This window comes from Pseudomonas sp. Seg1 (genome assembly GCF_018326005.1).
In the GTDB taxonomy this organism is placed as follows: Bacteria; Pseudomonadota; Gammaproteobacteria; order Pseudomonadales; family Pseudomonadaceae; genus Aquipseudomonas.
The window spans coordinates 4,105,620-4,121,142 of the sequence record NZ_AP021903.1 but is presented as its reverse complement, the minus strand read 5'-3'; the positions used below and the strand labels follow the sequence as shown (position 1 = coordinate 4,121,142).

Sequence of the window (15,523 nt, the reverse complement as noted above, 5' to 3'; positions counted from 1 at the left end):
TTGCTAAAGCGTGCGCAGAAACTCGAGGGGCGCCGGGTAAGCGCGTTCGTTCAAAGTCATCCATGAACCGAATGTCGAGATTCTTCGCGGTGATGTTGGGTGCATCAGTAGAGCGTCAAGCAGTCGGACTGCGGTAACAACCCGACCAATCAGGCGGAAAGTCTCGTGCTAGAGAGGCCAGCCGTCGTGACCCTGTGGTCAGCGGGCGGCATTATACATAGGTAGCTGGCAATCTGCCGATGGTTCATATGCAACGAATCTCGTCCATTGGTCTAAAGGTCGCAGGGCGGGGTGGGGCGTAGAGTCGTCGCGAATGCTTGAGTTTGGCGCTTTTCCCTTTGCTTTCAGGCTTGTACGAATCGAGTTGTGCGAATGCCGGGAACTGAGGGTTTGCGTGTTGATTTAACTGGGTTACGCTCGAACCAAGCCAGATGTTCAATCCAAACAATGGAGTTCAGCATGGGTTACAAGAAGATTCAGGTTCCAGCCGTCGGCGACAAAATCACCGTCAATGCAGACCATTCTCTCAATGTTCCTGATAACCCGATCATCCCCTTCATTGAAGGTGACGGCATTGGCGTCGACGTCAGCCCTGTGATGATCAAAGTGGTTGATGCTGCCGTAGAGAAAGCCTACGGAGGCAAGCGCAAGATTTCCTGGATGGAAGTCTACGCTGGCGAAAAAGCGACTCAGGTCTATGACCAGGACACCTGGCTGCCCCAGGAAACCCTGGACGCGGTCAAGGATTACGTGGTTTCCATCAAAGGCCCGCTGACCACGCCGGTTGGTGGCGGTATCCGCTCGCTGAACGTGGCCCTGCGTCAGCAACTCGATCTCTATGTATGCCTGCGCCCGGTGGTGTGGTTCGAAGGTGTGCCAAGCCCGGTGAAAAAGCCCGGCGACGTCGACATGGTGATCTTCCGCGAGAACTCCGAAGACATTTATGCCGGGATCGAATGGAAGGCCGGCTCCCCTGAAGCCATCAAGGTCATCAAGTTCCTCAAAGAAGAAATGGGCGTCACCAAGATCCGTTTCGACCAGGATTGCGGCATCGGCATCAAGCCGGTTTCCAAAGAAGGCACCAAGCGCCTGGTGCGCAAGGCTCTGCAATATGTCGTGGACAACGATCGCAAGTCGCTGACCATCGTGCACAAGGGCAACATCATGAAGTTCACCGAAGGTGCCTTCAAGGACTGGGGCTACGAGGTGGCGAAGGAAGAATTCGGTGCCGAGCTGCTCGATGGCGGCCCGTGGATGAAGTTCAAGAACCCGAAAACCGGGCGTGAAGTCATCGTCAAGGATGCCATCGCCGACGCCATGCTCCAGCAGATCCTGCTGCGCCCGGCCGAATACGATGTGATCGCCACCCTGAACCTCAACGGTGACTACCTCTCCGACGCGCTGGCGGCGGAAGTGGGCGGTATTGGTATCGCGCCGGGCGCCAACCTGTCCGACACCGTGGCCATGTTCGAGGCCACCCACGGCACTGCGCCGAAATATGCCGGCAAGGACCAGGTCAACCCGGGTTCGGTGATTCTGTCGGCCGAGATGATGCTGCGCCACCTGGGCTGGACCGAGGCGGCAGACCTGATCATCAAAGGCACCAACGGCGCGATCAAGGCCAAGACCGTGACCTACGACTTCGAACGTCTGATGGAAGGCGCCACGCTGGTGTCTTCTTCGGGCTTCGGTGAGGCGCTGATCAAACACATGTAATCATCGCAGGCATGCGAAAACCGCCCGACTCGAATGATCGAGTCGGGCGGTTTTTTTCTGGCAGGCGATAAACTGGTTTTAGCTGGTGACCGATTGCGCCAGAGCGGCGGCCGAGGCTGCATCTGTTGCGGCTGGCTCGTTTTGAATTTTTATCGCATGCAGGCCTTTCGGGCCTTGCACGATGTCGAATTTCACCTGCTGTCCCGCTTTCAGGGTTTTATACCCGTCCATCTCAATGGCGGAGTAGTGCGCAAAGAAATCGATCTCTTTGCCATCCTCATCGCGACCCTCATGGGTATCGGTGTTGATGAAACCGAACCCCTTGGCATTGTTGAACCATTTCACCTTGCCGACAGCCATGCTCAAATCCCTCTGCAACAGACTCCATCGCTGGAGTATCATCCAAGTCATCCGCAATCTAATCCGTTAAAAGGATTGACTCCGCGGATCTTTTTTACCCACTGTGGGCTCTATTGGTTGTAACACCGTTTTCCCGATAGTCAAGGTGACCGGGCAGTCGGAGTTGAAAACGTGAACAACCGCCCCCACCACTGTATTTGCACAACTGACGAACCTTTCTTTCCATGCATGCAATCAGCCAGATTCGACTAACATTCAATCAGGATCGCCCGCTTCTCCAAAAGGATCTTCCACAGGAGCACGACGACGATTCGGCAGGCGTTGCTGTTCAGGAAGCAAAGCCTGCGTTACAGGCGCCGCCGATGTACAAGGTGGTTTTGTTCAACGATGACTACACACCGATGGATTTCGTCGTCGAAGTGCTCGAGGTGTTTTTTAACCTGAATCGCGAGCTGGCGACCAAGGTCATGCTGGCCGTCCACACAGAAGGGCGGGCAGTATGTGGAGTGTTTACCCGCGACATCGCCGAGACAAAGGCCATGCAGGTCAACCAGTACGCCAGGGAAAGCCAGCATCCGCTACTCTGTGAAATCGAGAAGGACGGTTAATCGCCGACCACTTGGGTATGAGGTGAAGCTATGTTAAACCGCGAGCTCGAAGTCACCCTCAATCTAGCCTTCAAGGAGGCTCGTTCGAAACGTCATGAATTCATGACCGTCGAACACCTGCTGCTGGCCCTATTGGACAATGAGGCTGCCGCCACCGTTTTGCGTGCCTGCGGCGCAAACCTCGACAAACTCAAGCATGACCTGCAGGAGTTCATCGACTCCACCACGCCATTGATCCCCGTTCATGACGAAGATCGCGAAACCCAGCCAACCCTGGGCTTCCAGCGTGTACTGCAACGTGCTGTTTTCCACGTACAGAGCTCGGGCAAACGCGAAGTGACTGGCGCCAATGTGCTGGTTGCAATCTTCAGTGAGCAAGAGAGTCAGGCAGTGTTCCTGCTGAAACAGCAGAGCGTTGCGCGCATCGATGTCGTCAATTACATCGCACACGGCATTTCCAAAGTGCCGGGGCATGGCGATCACTCTGAAGGTGAACAAGATATGCAGGACGACGAGGGCGGTGAGTCTTCTTCCTCAGGCAATCCTCTGGATGCTTATGCCAGCAACCTCAACGAACTCGCGCGCCAGGGTCGCATCGATCCGTTGGTCGGCCGCGAATCGGAAGTCGAGCGTGTCGCGCAGATTCTTGCGCGTCGGCGCAAAAACAATCCGCTGCTGGTCGGTGAGGCAGGTGTGGGTAAAACCGCGATTGCCGAAGGTCTGGCCAAGCGCATTGTCGACAACCAGGTGCCGGATCTGCTGGCCAACAGCGTCGTTTACTCGCTCGACCTTGGTGCTTTGCTCGCGGGCACCAAGTATCGCGGTGATTTCGAGAAGCGCTTCAAGGCGCTGCTCAATGAACTGAAAAAGCGTCCGCAGGCGATCCTGTTCATCGACGAGATCCACACCATTATTGGTGCCGGCGCTGCTTCCGGTGGCGTCATGGATGCCTCGAACCTGCTCAAGCCGCTGCTGTCGTCTGGCGACATTCGTTGCATCGGTTCAACTACGTTCCAGGAATTCCGTGGCATCTTCGAGAAGGATCGTGCCTTGGCGCGGCGCTTCCAGAAAGTCGATGTCGTCGAGCCGTCGGTGGAAGACACCATCGGCATCCTGCGCGGCCTGAAAGGGCGTTTTGAAGCGCACCACAACATCGAATACAGCGATGAGTCGTTGCGCGCCGCTGCTGAACTGGCGTCGCGCTACATCAATGACCGGCATATGCCGGACAAGGCCATCGACGTGATCGACGAGGCGGGCGCCTACCAGCGTCTGCAGCCGGTCGAAAAACGTGTGAAGCGCATTGAAGTGCCACAGGTCGAAGACATCGTGGCGAAGATTGCGCGGATTCCGCCGAAGCACGTCACCAGTTCCGACAAGGAACTGCTGCGTAATCTGGAGCGTGACCTGAAGCTGACGGTGTTTGGTCAGGACGCCGCGATCGATTCGCTGTCGACTGCGATCAAGCTGTCCCGTGCCGGCCTCAAGTCGCCGGATAAGCCAGTCGGTTCGTTCCTGTTCGCAGGTCCGACCGGTGTCGGTAAAACCGAGGCCGCGCGGCAATTGGCCAAGGCCTTGGGGATCGAGCTGGTTCGCTTCGACATGTCCGAGTACATGGAACGCCACACCGTATCGCGTCTGATTGGTGCGCCTCCAGGCTATGTCGGTTTTGATCAGGGCGGTCTGTTGACCGAAGCGATTACCAAGCAACCGCATTGCGTATTGCTGCTCGATGAAATCGAGAAGGCGCATCCGGAAGTCTTCAACCTGCTGCTGCAGGTCATGGATCACGGCACGCTGACCGATAACAACGGGCGCAAGGCGGATTTCCGCAATGTGATCGTGATCATGACGACCAACGCCGGTGCCGAAACGGCGGCGCGTGCTTCGATCGGTTTCACTCATCAGGACCACTCGTCTGATGCGATGGAAGTGATCAAGAAGAGCTTCACGCCGGAGTTCCGTAACCGTCTGGACACCATTATCCAGTTTGGTCGCCTCAGTCATGAGGTCATCAAAAGTGTGGTGGACAAGTTCCTTACCGAGCTTCAGGCGCAGCTGGAAGACAAGCGTGTGTTGCTTGAGGTTACTGATGCGGCGCGCAGTTGGTTGGCGGCGGGTGGTTATGACTCGGCGATGGGTGCGCGTCCGATGGCGCGTCTGATTCAGGACAAGATCAAGCGTCCGTTGGCGGAGGAGATTCTGTTTGGCGAGCTGGCCGAGCATGGCGGTGTGGTTCACATCGACATCAAGGATGGTGAGTTGACCTTTGACTTTGAGACTACCGCTGAGATGGCCTGACGGCCTGTTGTAAGCGAAAGGCGCCTTCGGGCGCCTTTTTGTTGTCTGGAGTTTTTGGGTTTTGGGTGTATATCCGTTGCTGCGGTGATGGCTGCTTAGGGTTCCGCCCTTACGGCGGGTCACTTTTTCCAGACGCCGAAAAAGTAACCAAAAAGGCTTTACCCTGACGTACGGCCCTCGCTGTGGCTCGGGTTCCTTCGCTGCGGGATCGATCCGGGGGTCATCGCCTCCGGTTTGCTTCGCTGCACCTCCTCTCGATGTGTTTGGCTTCGCCAAACGGTCGCTGCGCTCCCACCCCGGATCAATCCCTCCACTCAGCCTTCCGACGGGCGCTTAAGATCAAGAGCGGTACTCGAGCTAACGCTCATTGTGTTGAGTGGTGGAGATCAAGAGCGGTACTTGAGCTAACGCTCATTGTGTTGATTGGTGAAGGTCAAGAGCGGTACTTGAGCTGATGCTCATTGTGTTGAGTGGTGAGAAGCGTGCGGTCGGCTTTGGTTTTGTGTTGGGTTTGCCCCTCACCCCAGCCCTCTCTCCAAGGTGAGGGAGCCGATTTGTGAATCTTTCAGAATCTGAGTTCGACTCGGTATTTCATGTCGGCGTAGCTCTCTCAAATACCTCGGTCAGTCCTCTCTCCCTCCGGGAGAGGGCTATGGTCCAAGGAGAGGAGCCGATTTGCGAGCCTTTCAGAATCTGAGTTCGACTCGGTATTTCATGTCGGCGTAGCTCTCTCAAACACCTCGGTCAGTCCCCTCTCCCTCCGGGAGTGTATGTACCGGAGACATGGTGGACACATGTTCGGAGACATGGTGGACGGTTTTAGATCTTCTTACCTGCCGTAACGATCTGCAAGTTCAAGTCGATTCGGGCAATACGATGTCTACTCCAGTAGACATCGCGGATGCCATCTTCCGTCGTTTCCCTGATAGCTACTGACCTCCCATAAAAAGCTTTTCCGACTGTGTATTCACGGTTCCGCCAGTAGATCTCGCCCTTCACCTGAACCTTCCTGACCACATCCCCATCGTCGTACTCCGGCGCCGCGGGTTGCTCCTGATATTCCCGTGGGCTGCTGCTGTAGCGAGTAGCAGGCACCTGCATGTCCAACGCTTGATGTGGACGCTTCTGGTTGTAGATATCACGCCAGATATCAAACGCCCGTTGTGCACCGTTGAGATCAATAAAATGTCGGTCTCGCAGGACTTCATTTTTCAGGCTGCGGTGGAAGCGTTCCAGCTTTCCTTGGGTTTGCGGATGATAAGGTCGAGAGTGCCCGACCTTGATGCCCTGACTCATCAGCCAGACCTCCAGCGCGGTATAAACGCCAGTCTGGTCACCCCAGGGTGAACCGTTGTCCATCGTCATGCGCAAAGGCAGACCATGACGCCGAAAGACCCTGATTAGATGCTCCTGAACGGTTTCACGTCGCTCATCGAGGCAGGCCGCGATACACAGCGAAAACCGCGAATGATCGTCCAGTATCGTCAACGGATGGCAACGTCCCTGAGCCAGGCTGATATGGCCCTTGAAGTCCATCTGCCAAAGATCGTTGGGCGCTTCATGCTCGAAGCGGATAAACGGTTTAATCTCAGCGGCCTTTGAATCAACGCGTGAATGACGCTGTAAAACCGCATGCACGGTACTGACCGAAGGCATTACTGCGCCGCTGTCTTCCAGCACACGTTTGAGCTTGCGAGCGCCCCAAGCCGCGTATTCCTCACTCACGGTCAGAATCTGCTGCTCAACCTCTTCAGCGCAGCGTTTGGGTGACGTCTTCGGTCGTCGAGACTGATCGATCAAGCCCTCTGCACCTGAAGTTTCAAACCTGTTGAGCCATTTGTAGGCAGTGCTTGGGCTGATATTGAATCGGCGGCAAAGCTGCCGGACATTGGCTCCTTCTTGCCGAGCCAAATGCACGAACTCTGAACGAAGCTGCACGGTGGACACCTCTTCCCAGGACACAGGTCATCTCCTTGGTGATGAGCAATGTGTCTATTAAAAAGTGTCCACCATGTCTCCGAACACCTGTCCACCATGTCTCCGGTACATACAGGGAGAGGGCTAGGGTGAGGGGCTCTTGATTTGGCTTTTGATCTGGCTTTTGATCCTGCTCTTGATCTTCAGGCCCATCGGCAGGCCGAGCGGAGGTGTTCATCCGGGGTAGGCGCGCAGCGCCGTTTGGCGAAGCCAAACACATCGAGAGGAGGTGCAGCGAAGCAAACCGGAGGCGATGCCCCCGGATGGACGCCGTAGCGAGGGAACACTGAGCCTAGGCGAAGTGCCGTACGTCAGGGAGCAGCCTTTTTGGTTACTTTTTCGGCGTCTGGAAAAAGTGACCCGCCGTAAGGGCGGAACCCTAATCAGCAACACCCGCAGCAACGGATATGCCCCCAAACCCCAAGACCCCAAGACCCCAACCAAATCGCAGACAAACAAAAACGCCCGGCATAAACCGGGCGTTCTGTATTGACTTGATTAACGAGCGCGGTAAGTAATGCGCCCTTTGCTCAAATCATAGGGCGTCAGCTCGACGCGCACTTTGTCACCGGTAAGAATACGAATGTAGTTCTTGCGCATCTTGCCGGAAATATGCGCGGTTACGACGTGCCCATTTTCCAACTCCACACGAAACATGGTGTTGGGCAGGGTGTCGACGACAGTGCCTTCCATTTCGAAGCTGTCTTCTTTCGACATGCAGTAAAGCCCTCGGTATCCAATGAATGGCCCGGTGCAACTGCGCCAGGCAAAAGCGGCGTGCATTGTGCCCGAAAAATGGTGTTTACGCCAAGGGGTTTACGGCTTGTGTTCAGTTCAGGATGACCCAACGCTGATTAATCAGCAGTTCGATAGGGCGATATTGGGTCTTGTAGTTCATCTTTTTGCAGTTTTTGATCCAGTAACCCAGGTACACCGCCTCAAGCCCCAGGCGCTGGCTCTCGGCGATTTGCCACAGGATGGCGAAACGGCCAAGGCTGCGGCGTTCTTCGGCCGGTTCGTAAAACGTGTACACCGCTGACAGGCCGTTAGGCAGCAAATCGGTCACCGCGACAGCCAGCAACCGTCCGTCGAGACGAAACTCGTAAAAACGCGAGAAGGGCAGATCGCGCACCAGAAAAGTCGAGAATTGATCACGGCTCGGTGGGTACATGTCGCCGTCGGCGTGACGCTGTTCGATGTAGCGCTGATACAGATCGAAGTATTCTTCACTGAACTGGGGTTTGGCCGGGCGCACCTGCAAATCGGCGTTGCGCTTGAAAATCCGTTTCTGCTGACGATTGGGGGTGAACGGCGCCACGGGAATGCGCGCAGGCACGCACGCATTGCAATTCTGGCAATGGGGGCGATACAAGTGATCGCCGCTGCGACGAAAGCCCATTTCCGACAGGTCTGCGTAGACATGCACATCCATGGGCTGACTTGGGTCGAGAAACAGGGTCGTGGCCTGCTCCTCAGGCAGATAACTGCAAGAGTGAGGCTGAGTGGCATAGAACTTCAAGCGCGCCAACTCGGTCATGATCAACCCTCGGGATAAGCTGGTGAATTAAGTGTAAGCCACGCGCGCAAAAGTCGCTCAGCAAACCCAGGTGGCGTGATTGGGTTGATCCAGATGTCGGGCCAGATAGTTGGCGAATTCGAGGCGGGGAATCGCCCGAGCGCCGAGGCTGTGCAGATGGTCGGTAGGCATCTGACAGTCGATCAGCACAAAACCCGAGTCCTTCAGATGCCGCACCAGTGTGGCAAAGCCATATTTGGAGGCATTGTCGGCGCGGCTGAACATCGACTCACCAAAAAACAGTCGCCCCATCGCCAGCCCGTACAGACCGCCGACCAATTCGCCCTGATCCCGGACTTCGACAGAATGGGCGAAGCCGCGACGATGCAGTTCAACGTAGGCGTTCTGCATGGCTTCGGTGATCCAGGTGCCGTCGGCGTAATCCCTGGGCGCGGCGCAGGCACGGATCACCGCCTCAAAGTCCTGATCGAAGGTGACTTGGTAGCGCTCCTTGCGCAGCAGTTTGCTCAGGCTGCGTGAGACGTGCAGTTCGTCGGGAAACAAAACCGTGCGGGGATCCGGCGACCACCAGAGAATCGGCTGGCCTTCGGAAAACCACGGAAAGCAGCCATGGCGATAAGCCTGAATCAGACGATCGGCGGACAGATCGCCACCTGCGGCGAGCAATCCGTTGGGGTCGCGCATGGCCTTTTCCAGTGGAGGAAAAGTCAGGGAGTTGCGTTGTAACCAAGTCAGCATGGCATCCAGGCTTGCAGAAGGGGAGGGCGGTGCGGGCTGTTTGCCCGCGATAAAGTGTGCCGTTAAATGACCGGAATGTCGTCCAGATACTTCTCGGCATCCAGCGCGGCCATGCAGCCGGCGCCGGCTGAGGTCACTGCCTGGCGATAAACATGGTCGGCGACGTCGCCGGCAGCAAACACGCCGGGGATCGCGGTGGACGTGGCGTCGCCGTCGCTGCCGCCCTTGATCAGCAGATAGCCGTCGCGCATCGGTAACTGGCCCTCGAACAGGTCGGTGTTGGGTTTGTGACCGATGGCGATGAACACGCCGGCCAGCGCCAGTTCATGGGTTTCGCCGGTGTGGCTGTCACGCAAACGCGCGCCAGTGACGCCGCTGGCATCGCCAAGCACTTCATCGAGATTCTGGTTCCAGTGCAGGCGCACATTGCCGGTGGCGGCTTTCTCGAAGAGTTTGTCCTGAAGGATTTTCTCCGAGCGTAATTTGTCGCGGCGATGGATCAGGTGGACTTCTTTGGCGATGTTGGACAAGTACAGTGCCTCCTCGACGGCAGTGTTGCCACCGCCGACCACCGCGACCACCTGATTGCGATAAAAGAAGCCGTCACAGGTCGCACAGGCGGAAACGCCTTTGCCGGCGAAGGCTTCCTCCGATGGCAGGCCCAGGTATTGCGCCGAAGCACCGGTGGCAATGATCAGGGCATCGCAGGTGTAGGTGCCGCTGTCGCCGACGAGTTCGAACGGGCGCTGTTGCAACTTGGCGGTGTGGATGTGGTCGTAAACGATCTCTGTGGCAAAGCGTTTGGCGTGTTTCTGCATGCGCTCCATCAGCACCGGGCCGGTGAGGCCTTCGACGTCGCCGGGCCAGTTGTCGACTTCGACTGTGGTGGTGAGCTGGCCGCCGGCCTGCAACCCGGTAATCACCACGGGTTTGAGGTTGGCGCGGGCGGCGTATACGGCGGCGCTGTAACCGGCCGGGCCGGAGCCGAGAATGATCAGGCGTGAATGCTTCGCTGCGTTCATCAAATACACCTCATAAGCCTTTGTCACAAAAGGTAATGCATGCTCAAATTGAACCGCAGGTCTTGTCGGCTTGGCTATGCTCAACACTGGGGTTTGAAGCATGGCATCAAGCGCACAAACCCGTACAATGCCGGGCTGTTACAGAATATTCGCCGCGCGCCGTGTTTATAAAACCCTGAGCGCAGTGTTAAAAGTAGTCTCAGTTGCACCCGTTAACTTTTTTACCTGCCTGGATTGGGCAGTTTTTTATCGTCATTCAATAGATGGACGCGCCTCGGCGCAGGAAAAGTAGCGTTTTGAAGAAATCCACCGAAGCACCAAAAACAGTCGTTCCGCTCTGGCGCCAACAGTTGCACTACCGGCTCAAGGAAGGTGCATTGATCGCCATCGGCGCTCTGTGCCTGTTCCTGATGATGGCGTTGCTGACCTACGGCAAGGACGATCCGGGCTGGAGCCATAACAGCAAGATCGACGACGTGCAGAATTTCGGCGGCCCGGCGGGCTCCTACAGCGCCGATATCCTGTTCATGGTGCTCGGCTACTTCGCCTACATTTTCCCGTTGCTGCTGGCGATCAAGGCGTATCAGATCTTCCGTCAGCGCCACGAGCCGTGGCAGTGGAGCGGCTGGCTGTTCTCCTGGCGCCTGATCGGTCTGGTGTTTCTGGTGCTCTCCGGTGCCGCGCTGGCGCACATTCATTTTCATGCCGCGACCGGTCTGCCGGCCGGTGCCGGTGGCGCACTGGGCGAAAGCCTTGGCGATCTGGCGAAGAATGCTTTGAATATTCAAGGCAGCACGCTGCTGTTCATTGCCCTGTTTCTGTTTGGCCTGACCGTGTTCACCGACCTGTCGTGGTTCAAGGTGATGGACATCACCGGCAAGATCACCCTCGACCTGTTCGAGCTGTTCCAGGGCGCGCTCAACCGCTGGTGGTCGGCGCGTACCGAACGCAAGCAACTGGTTGCGCAACTGCGTGAAGTCGATGACCGCGTGCACGATGTGGTCGCCCCGACGGTGACTGACAAGCGTGAGCAGGCCAAAGTCAAAGAACGCCTGATTGAGCGTGAGCAAGCGCTGAGCAAGCACATGTCCGACCGCGAGAAGCAGGTCCCGCCGGTCATCGCTCCGGCACCGGCCAAGGCTCCCGAGCCGAGCAAGCGCGTGCAGAAAGAGAAACAGGCACCATTGTTCGTCGACAGTGCCGTGGAAGGCACCTTGCCGCCGATCTCGATTCTTGATCCGGCAGAAAAGAAACAACTCAATTACTCCCCGGAATCCCTGGCTGCGGTCGGCCACTTGCTGGAGATCAAGCTCAAGGAGTTCGGCGTTGAGGTCACGGTGGATTCGATCCATCCCGGCCCGGTCATTACCCGTTACGAAATCCAGCCTGCGGCCGGCGTCAAGGTCAGTCGCATCGCCAACCTCGCCAAAGACCTTGCACGTTCCCTGGCCGTGACCAGCGTGCGCGTGGTTGAGGTGATCCCGGGCAAGACCACCGTCGGTATCGAGATCCCCAACGAAGACCGGCAGATCGTGCGCTTCTCCGAAGTGCTGTCGACGCCCGAGTACGACAACTTCAAATCGCCGGTCACTCTGGCGCTGGGCCACGACATCGGCGGCAAACCGGTCATCACCGACCTGGCGAAGATGCCGCACTTGCTGGTGGCCGGTACGACCGGTTCCGGTAAGTCGGTGGGTGTGAACGCGATGATCCTGTCGATCCTGTTCAAATCCGGCCCGGAAGACGCCAAGCTGATCATGATCGACCCAAAGATGTTGGAACTGTCGATCTACGAAGGCATTCCGCACTTGCTCTGCCCGGTTGTGACCGACATGAAGGACGCCGCCAACGCCCTGCGCTGGAGCGTTGCCGAGATGGAGCGCCGCTACAAACTGATGGCGAAAATGGGCGTGCGTAACCTGTCCGGCTTCAACGCCAAGGTCAAGGAAGCCCAGGACGCTGGCGAGCCGTTGAGCGATCCGCTGTACAAGCGCGAAAGCATTCACGACGAAGCACCGTTGCTGCAGAAGCTGCCGACCATCGTCGTGGTGGTCGACGAATTCGCCGACATGATGATGATCGTCGGCAAGAAGGTTGAAGAACTGATCGCCCGTATCGCCCAAAAGGCGCGTGCGGCGGGCATTCACTTGATCCTCGCGACCCAACGACCTTCGGTGGACGTGATCACCGGTCTGATCAAGGCCAACATTCCGACGCGTATGGCGTTCCAGGTGTCGAGCAAGATCGACTCGCGGACCATCATCGACCAGGGCGGCGCCGAGCAATTGCTCGGCCACGGTGACATGCTCTACATGCCACCGGGCACCAGCCTGCCGATCCGCGTTCACGGCGCCTTCGTTTCCGACGATGAAGTCCACCGTGTGGTCGAAGCGTGGAAACTGCGCGGCGCGCCGGAATACAACGATGACATCCTCAACGGTGTCGAAGAGGCGGGCAGCGGCTTTGAAGGCAGCAGCGGCGGTGGTGATGGTGATGATCCGGAAGCCGACGCACTGTATGACGAAGCCGTACAGTTCGTGCTGGAAAGCCGCCGCGCCTCGATTTCCGCCGTACAGCGCAAGCTGAAGATCGGCTACAACCGCGCCGCCCGGATGATCGAAGCCATGGAAATGGCTGGCGTCGTCACCTCGATGAACACCAACGGTTCCCGTGAAGTCCTGGCCCCGGGCCCGGTGCGCGACTGATTGCAAAAGCAAGAGGCGGGACAATGATGTCCCGCCGCTCTCCCAACGAGTATTCAAGAGGACTCCCATGCGTCTTATCCGCATGCTGCTGCCAGTACTGGCTTTGACCACACTCACGGCCCACGCCGATGACAAGGACGTGGCTCGTTTGACCCAATTGCTGGAAACATCCAAGACCCTGAGCGCGAACTTCTCGCAGCTGACCCTCGACGGCAGCGGCACTCAGTTGCAGGAAACCACCGGCGACATGACCCTGCAGCGTCCGGGCCTGTTCTACTGGCACACCAATGCGCCGGCCGAGCAGACCATGGTCTCCGATGGCAAGAAAGTTACCCTGTGGGACCCGGATCTTGAGCAAGCCACCATCAAGAAGCTCGACGAGCGCCTGACCCAGACGCCGGCACTGCTGTTGTCCGGTGATGTGTCGAAGATCAGCCAGAGCTTCGACATCAGCGCGAAAGAGGCGGGCGGTGTAATCGACTTCACCCTCAAGCCGAAAACCAAGGACACCCTGTTCGACAACCTGCGCCTGTCGTTCCGTAACGGTCTGCTCAACGACATGCAACTGATCGACAGCGTCGGCCAGCGCACCAACATCCTGTTTACCGGAGTCAAGGCCAACGAGCCGGTGCCAGCGTCGAAGTTCAAGTTCGACATCCCGAAGGGTGCGGACGTGATTCAGGAATAAACATATGATTTGTGGGGTCGAGCCTTTGTGGTGAGGGGATTTATCCCCGATTGACTGCGCAGCAGTCACCTTTTTTGGGGCCGCTTCGCAGCCCATCGGGGATGAATCCCCTCGCCACAGGGTTTTCCACAAAATTCGAAATTCGAGGTTTCAACGGTACGTGATGGATTTGTTTCGCAGTGCACCGATTGCTCAGCCACTGGCCGCGCGTTTGCGTGCGACCAATCTGGATGAGTACGTCGGTCAGGAGCACCTGCTCGCTCGCGGCAAGCCTCTGCGTGAAGCGCTGGAGCAGGGTGCCCTGCATTCGATGATCTTCTGGGGCCCGCCGGGTGTGGGCAAGACCACACTGGCGCGGTTGCTCGCGGAAGTCTCGGATGCGCACTTCGAAACGGTCTCGGCGGTGCTCGCCGGGGTCAAAGAGATCCGTCAGGCCGTTGAAATCGCCAAGCAGCAAGCCGGCCAGTACGGCAAGCGCACGATTCTGTTTGTCGATGAAGTACACCGCTTCAACAAGTCTCAGCAGGATGCGTTCCTGCCCTACGTTGAAGACGGCACGCTGATCTTCATCGGCGCCACCACCGAAAACCCTTCGTTTGAACTGAACAACGCGCTGTTGTCGCGGGCTCGCGTCTATGTGCTGAAGAGCCTCGACGAGGCGGCGCTGCGCAAACTGGTGCACCGCGCCCTCACCGAAGAGCGCGGCTTGGGCAAGCGCAACCTGACGCTCAACGATGAAGGCTTCCAGATGCTGCTGTCCGCCGCCGATGGCGATGGCCGGCGTCTGCTCAATCTGCTGGAGAACGCGTCGGACCTGGCCGAAGATAACAGCGAGATCGGCACCGAGCTGCTGCAAAGCCTGCTCGGCGACACCCGTCGGCGCTTCGACAAGGGCGGCGAAGCGTTCTACGACCAGATCTCCGCACTGCACAAGTCGGTGCGCGGCTCCAACCCCGACGGTGCGCTGTACTGGTTTGCGCGGATGATCGACGGCGGCTGCGATCCGCTTTATCTGGCCCGGCGCGTGGTGCGCATGGCCAGCGAAGACATCGGCAATGCCGATCCGCGCGCCCTCAGCCTGTGCTTGGCCGCATGGGAAGTTCAGGAACGTCTCGGCAGTCCGGAAGGCGAGTTGGCGGTGGCGCAGGCCATTACCTATCTGGCCTGCGCACCGAAAAGCAACGCGGTGTACATGGGCTTCAAAACGGCCTTGCGCGCCGCCGCTGAAAACGGCTCGCTGGAAGTGCCGTTGCACCTGCGCAACGCGCCGACCAAGCTAATGAAGCAATTGGGCTACGGCGACGAATACCGCTACGCCCACGACGAACCGGATGCGTATGCCGCCGGCGAAGATTATTTCCCGGAAGAGCTCGAGCCGATTCCGTTCTACCAACCGGTGCCCCGAGGCCTTGAGTTGAAGATCGGCGAGAAGCTCAACCACCTCGCGCAACTCGACCGTTTAAGCCCAAGACAGCGGAGAAAATAGTGCTTCCATTGATCATTGCGGTCTCCGTCGGCGGGATTGCCGGCACGTTATTGCGCTTCGCCACTGGAAATTGGGTCAACGCCAATTGGCCGCGGCACTTCTATACCGCGACGCTGGCCGTTAATATCGTGGGCTGCCTGCTGATTGGCGTGTTGTACGGCCTGTTTTTGATACGCCCGGAAGTGCCGATCGAGGTGCGTGCCGGGTTGATGGTCGGCTTCCTCGGGGGGCTGACGACTTTTTCATCCTTTTCACTGGATACGGTGCGCCTGCTGGAAAGCGGGCAAGTGTTGCTGGCCCTCGGCTATGCGGCACTCAGCGTATTCGGCGGGCTGCTCGCGACGTGGGCTGGCCTGTCCCTGACCAAACTTTGATAACGAGAAAC

13 protein-coding genes are annotated in these 15,523 nt (G+C 57.8%); 7 read left to right on the top strand and 6 right to left on the bottom strand.

Annotated features, from left to right (window positions below; genetic code table 11):
• Positions 1 to 459: 459 nt before the first annotated feature.
• Complete coding sequence (gene icd / locus KI231_RS18480) at positions 460 to 1,716, top strand: NADP-dependent isocitrate dehydrogenase (RefSeq protein WP_212809457.1); 1,257 nt, start codon at positions 460 to 462, stop codon at positions 1,714 to 1,716.
• Between the two features lie 78 nt (positions 1,717 to 1,794).
• Here the strand turns inward: icd and KI231_RS18475 are convergent, their stop codons facing one another.
• Entirely contained in the window at positions 1,795 to 2,076 is a 282-nt protein-coding gene (locus tag KI231_RS18475) for a cold shock domain-containing protein (protein ID WP_212809455.1), read from the bottom strand.
• A gap of 224 nt (positions 2,077 to 2,300) precedes the next feature.
• On the opposite strand from KI231_RS18475, the gene clpS reads away from it, so the two are divergent.
• Complete coding sequence (clpS, locus tag KI231_RS18470) at positions 2,301 to 2,684, top strand: ATP-dependent Clp protease adapter ClpS (RefSeq protein WP_011334948.1); 384 nt, start codon at positions 2,301 to 2,303, stop codon at positions 2,682 to 2,684.
• A gap of 30 nt (positions 2,685 to 2,714) precedes the next feature.
• Complete coding sequence (gene clpA, locus KI231_RS18465) at positions 2,715 to 4,985, top strand: ATP-dependent Clp protease ATP-binding subunit ClpA (RefSeq protein ID WP_103306784.1); 2,271 nt, start codon at positions 2,715 to 2,717, stop codon at positions 4,983 to 4,985.
• A gap of 819 nt (positions 4,986 to 5,804) precedes the next feature.
• Here the strand turns inward: clpA and KI231_RS18460 are convergent.
• The 5 genes from KI231_RS18460 to trxB form a co-directional block, all read right to left on the bottom strand.
• Positions 5,805 to 6,947, bottom strand: coding sequence for an IS481 family transposase (locus tag KI231_RS18460; RefSeq protein ID WP_212809453.1), 1,143 nt, complete (start codon positions 6,945 to 6,947; stop codon positions 5,805 to 5,807).
• A 513-nt stretch (positions 6,948 to 7,460) separates the two neighbouring features.
• Complete coding sequence (gene infA, locus KI231_RS18455) at positions 7,461 to 7,679, bottom strand: translation initiation factor IF-1 (RefSeq protein WP_002553999.1); 219 nt, start codon at positions 7,677 to 7,679, stop codon at positions 7,461 to 7,463.
• A gap of 112 nt (positions 7,680 to 7,791) precedes the next feature.
• Positions 7,792 to 8,499: an arginyltransferase gene (locus tag KI231_RS18450; RefSeq protein ID WP_103306781.1), complete on the bottom strand. Its 708-nt coding sequence runs from the start codon at positions 8,497 to 8,499 to the stop codon at positions 7,792 to 7,794.
• A gap of 57 nt (positions 8,500 to 8,556) precedes the next feature.
• Positions 8,557 to 9,237: a leucyl/phenylalanyl-tRNA--protein transferase gene (gene aat, locus KI231_RS18445; protein WP_212809451.1), complete on the bottom strand. Its 681-nt coding sequence runs from the start codon at positions 9,235 to 9,237 to the stop codon at positions 8,557 to 8,559.
• 62 nt (positions 9,238 to 9,299) lie between these two features.
• Complete coding sequence (trxB, locus tag KI231_RS18440) at positions 9,300 to 10,259, bottom strand: thioredoxin-disulfide reductase (RefSeq protein WP_212809449.1); 960 nt, start codon at positions 10,257 to 10,259, stop codon at positions 9,300 to 9,302.
• Positions 10,260 to 10,522: 263 nt separating this feature from the next.
• Here trxB and KI231_RS18435 point away from each other — a divergent pair, with 263 nt between their 5' ends.
• The 4 genes from KI231_RS18435 (at position 10,523) to crcB (ending at position 15,512) form a co-directional block, all read left to right on the top strand.
• Entirely contained in the window at positions 10,523 to 12,964 is a 2,442-nt protein-coding gene (locus KI231_RS18435; protein WP_166223936.1) for a DNA translocase FtsK, read from the top strand.
• Positions 12,965 to 13,031: 67 nt separating this feature from the next.
• Entirely contained in the window at positions 13,032 to 13,652 is a 621-nt protein-coding gene (gene lolA, locus KI231_RS18430; protein ID WP_008087013.1) for an outer membrane lipoprotein periplasmic chaperone LolA, read from the top strand.
• 163 nt (positions 13,653 to 13,815) lie between these two features.
• A complete protein-coding gene (locus KI231_RS18425) occupies positions 13,816 to 15,138 on the top strand; it encodes a replication-associated recombination protein A (protein WP_064117801.1) in 1,323 nt (440 codons plus the stop codon).
• Positions 15,138 to 15,512, top strand: coding sequence for a fluoride efflux transporter CrcB (gene crcB / locus KI231_RS18420; protein ID WP_103306776.1), 375 nt, complete (start codon positions 15,138 to 15,140; stop codon positions 15,510 to 15,512). Before KI231_RS18425 ends, crcB begins: the two co-directional genes overlap by 1 nt.
• The last annotated feature ends 11 nt before the right edge of the window (positions 15,513 to 15,523 follow it).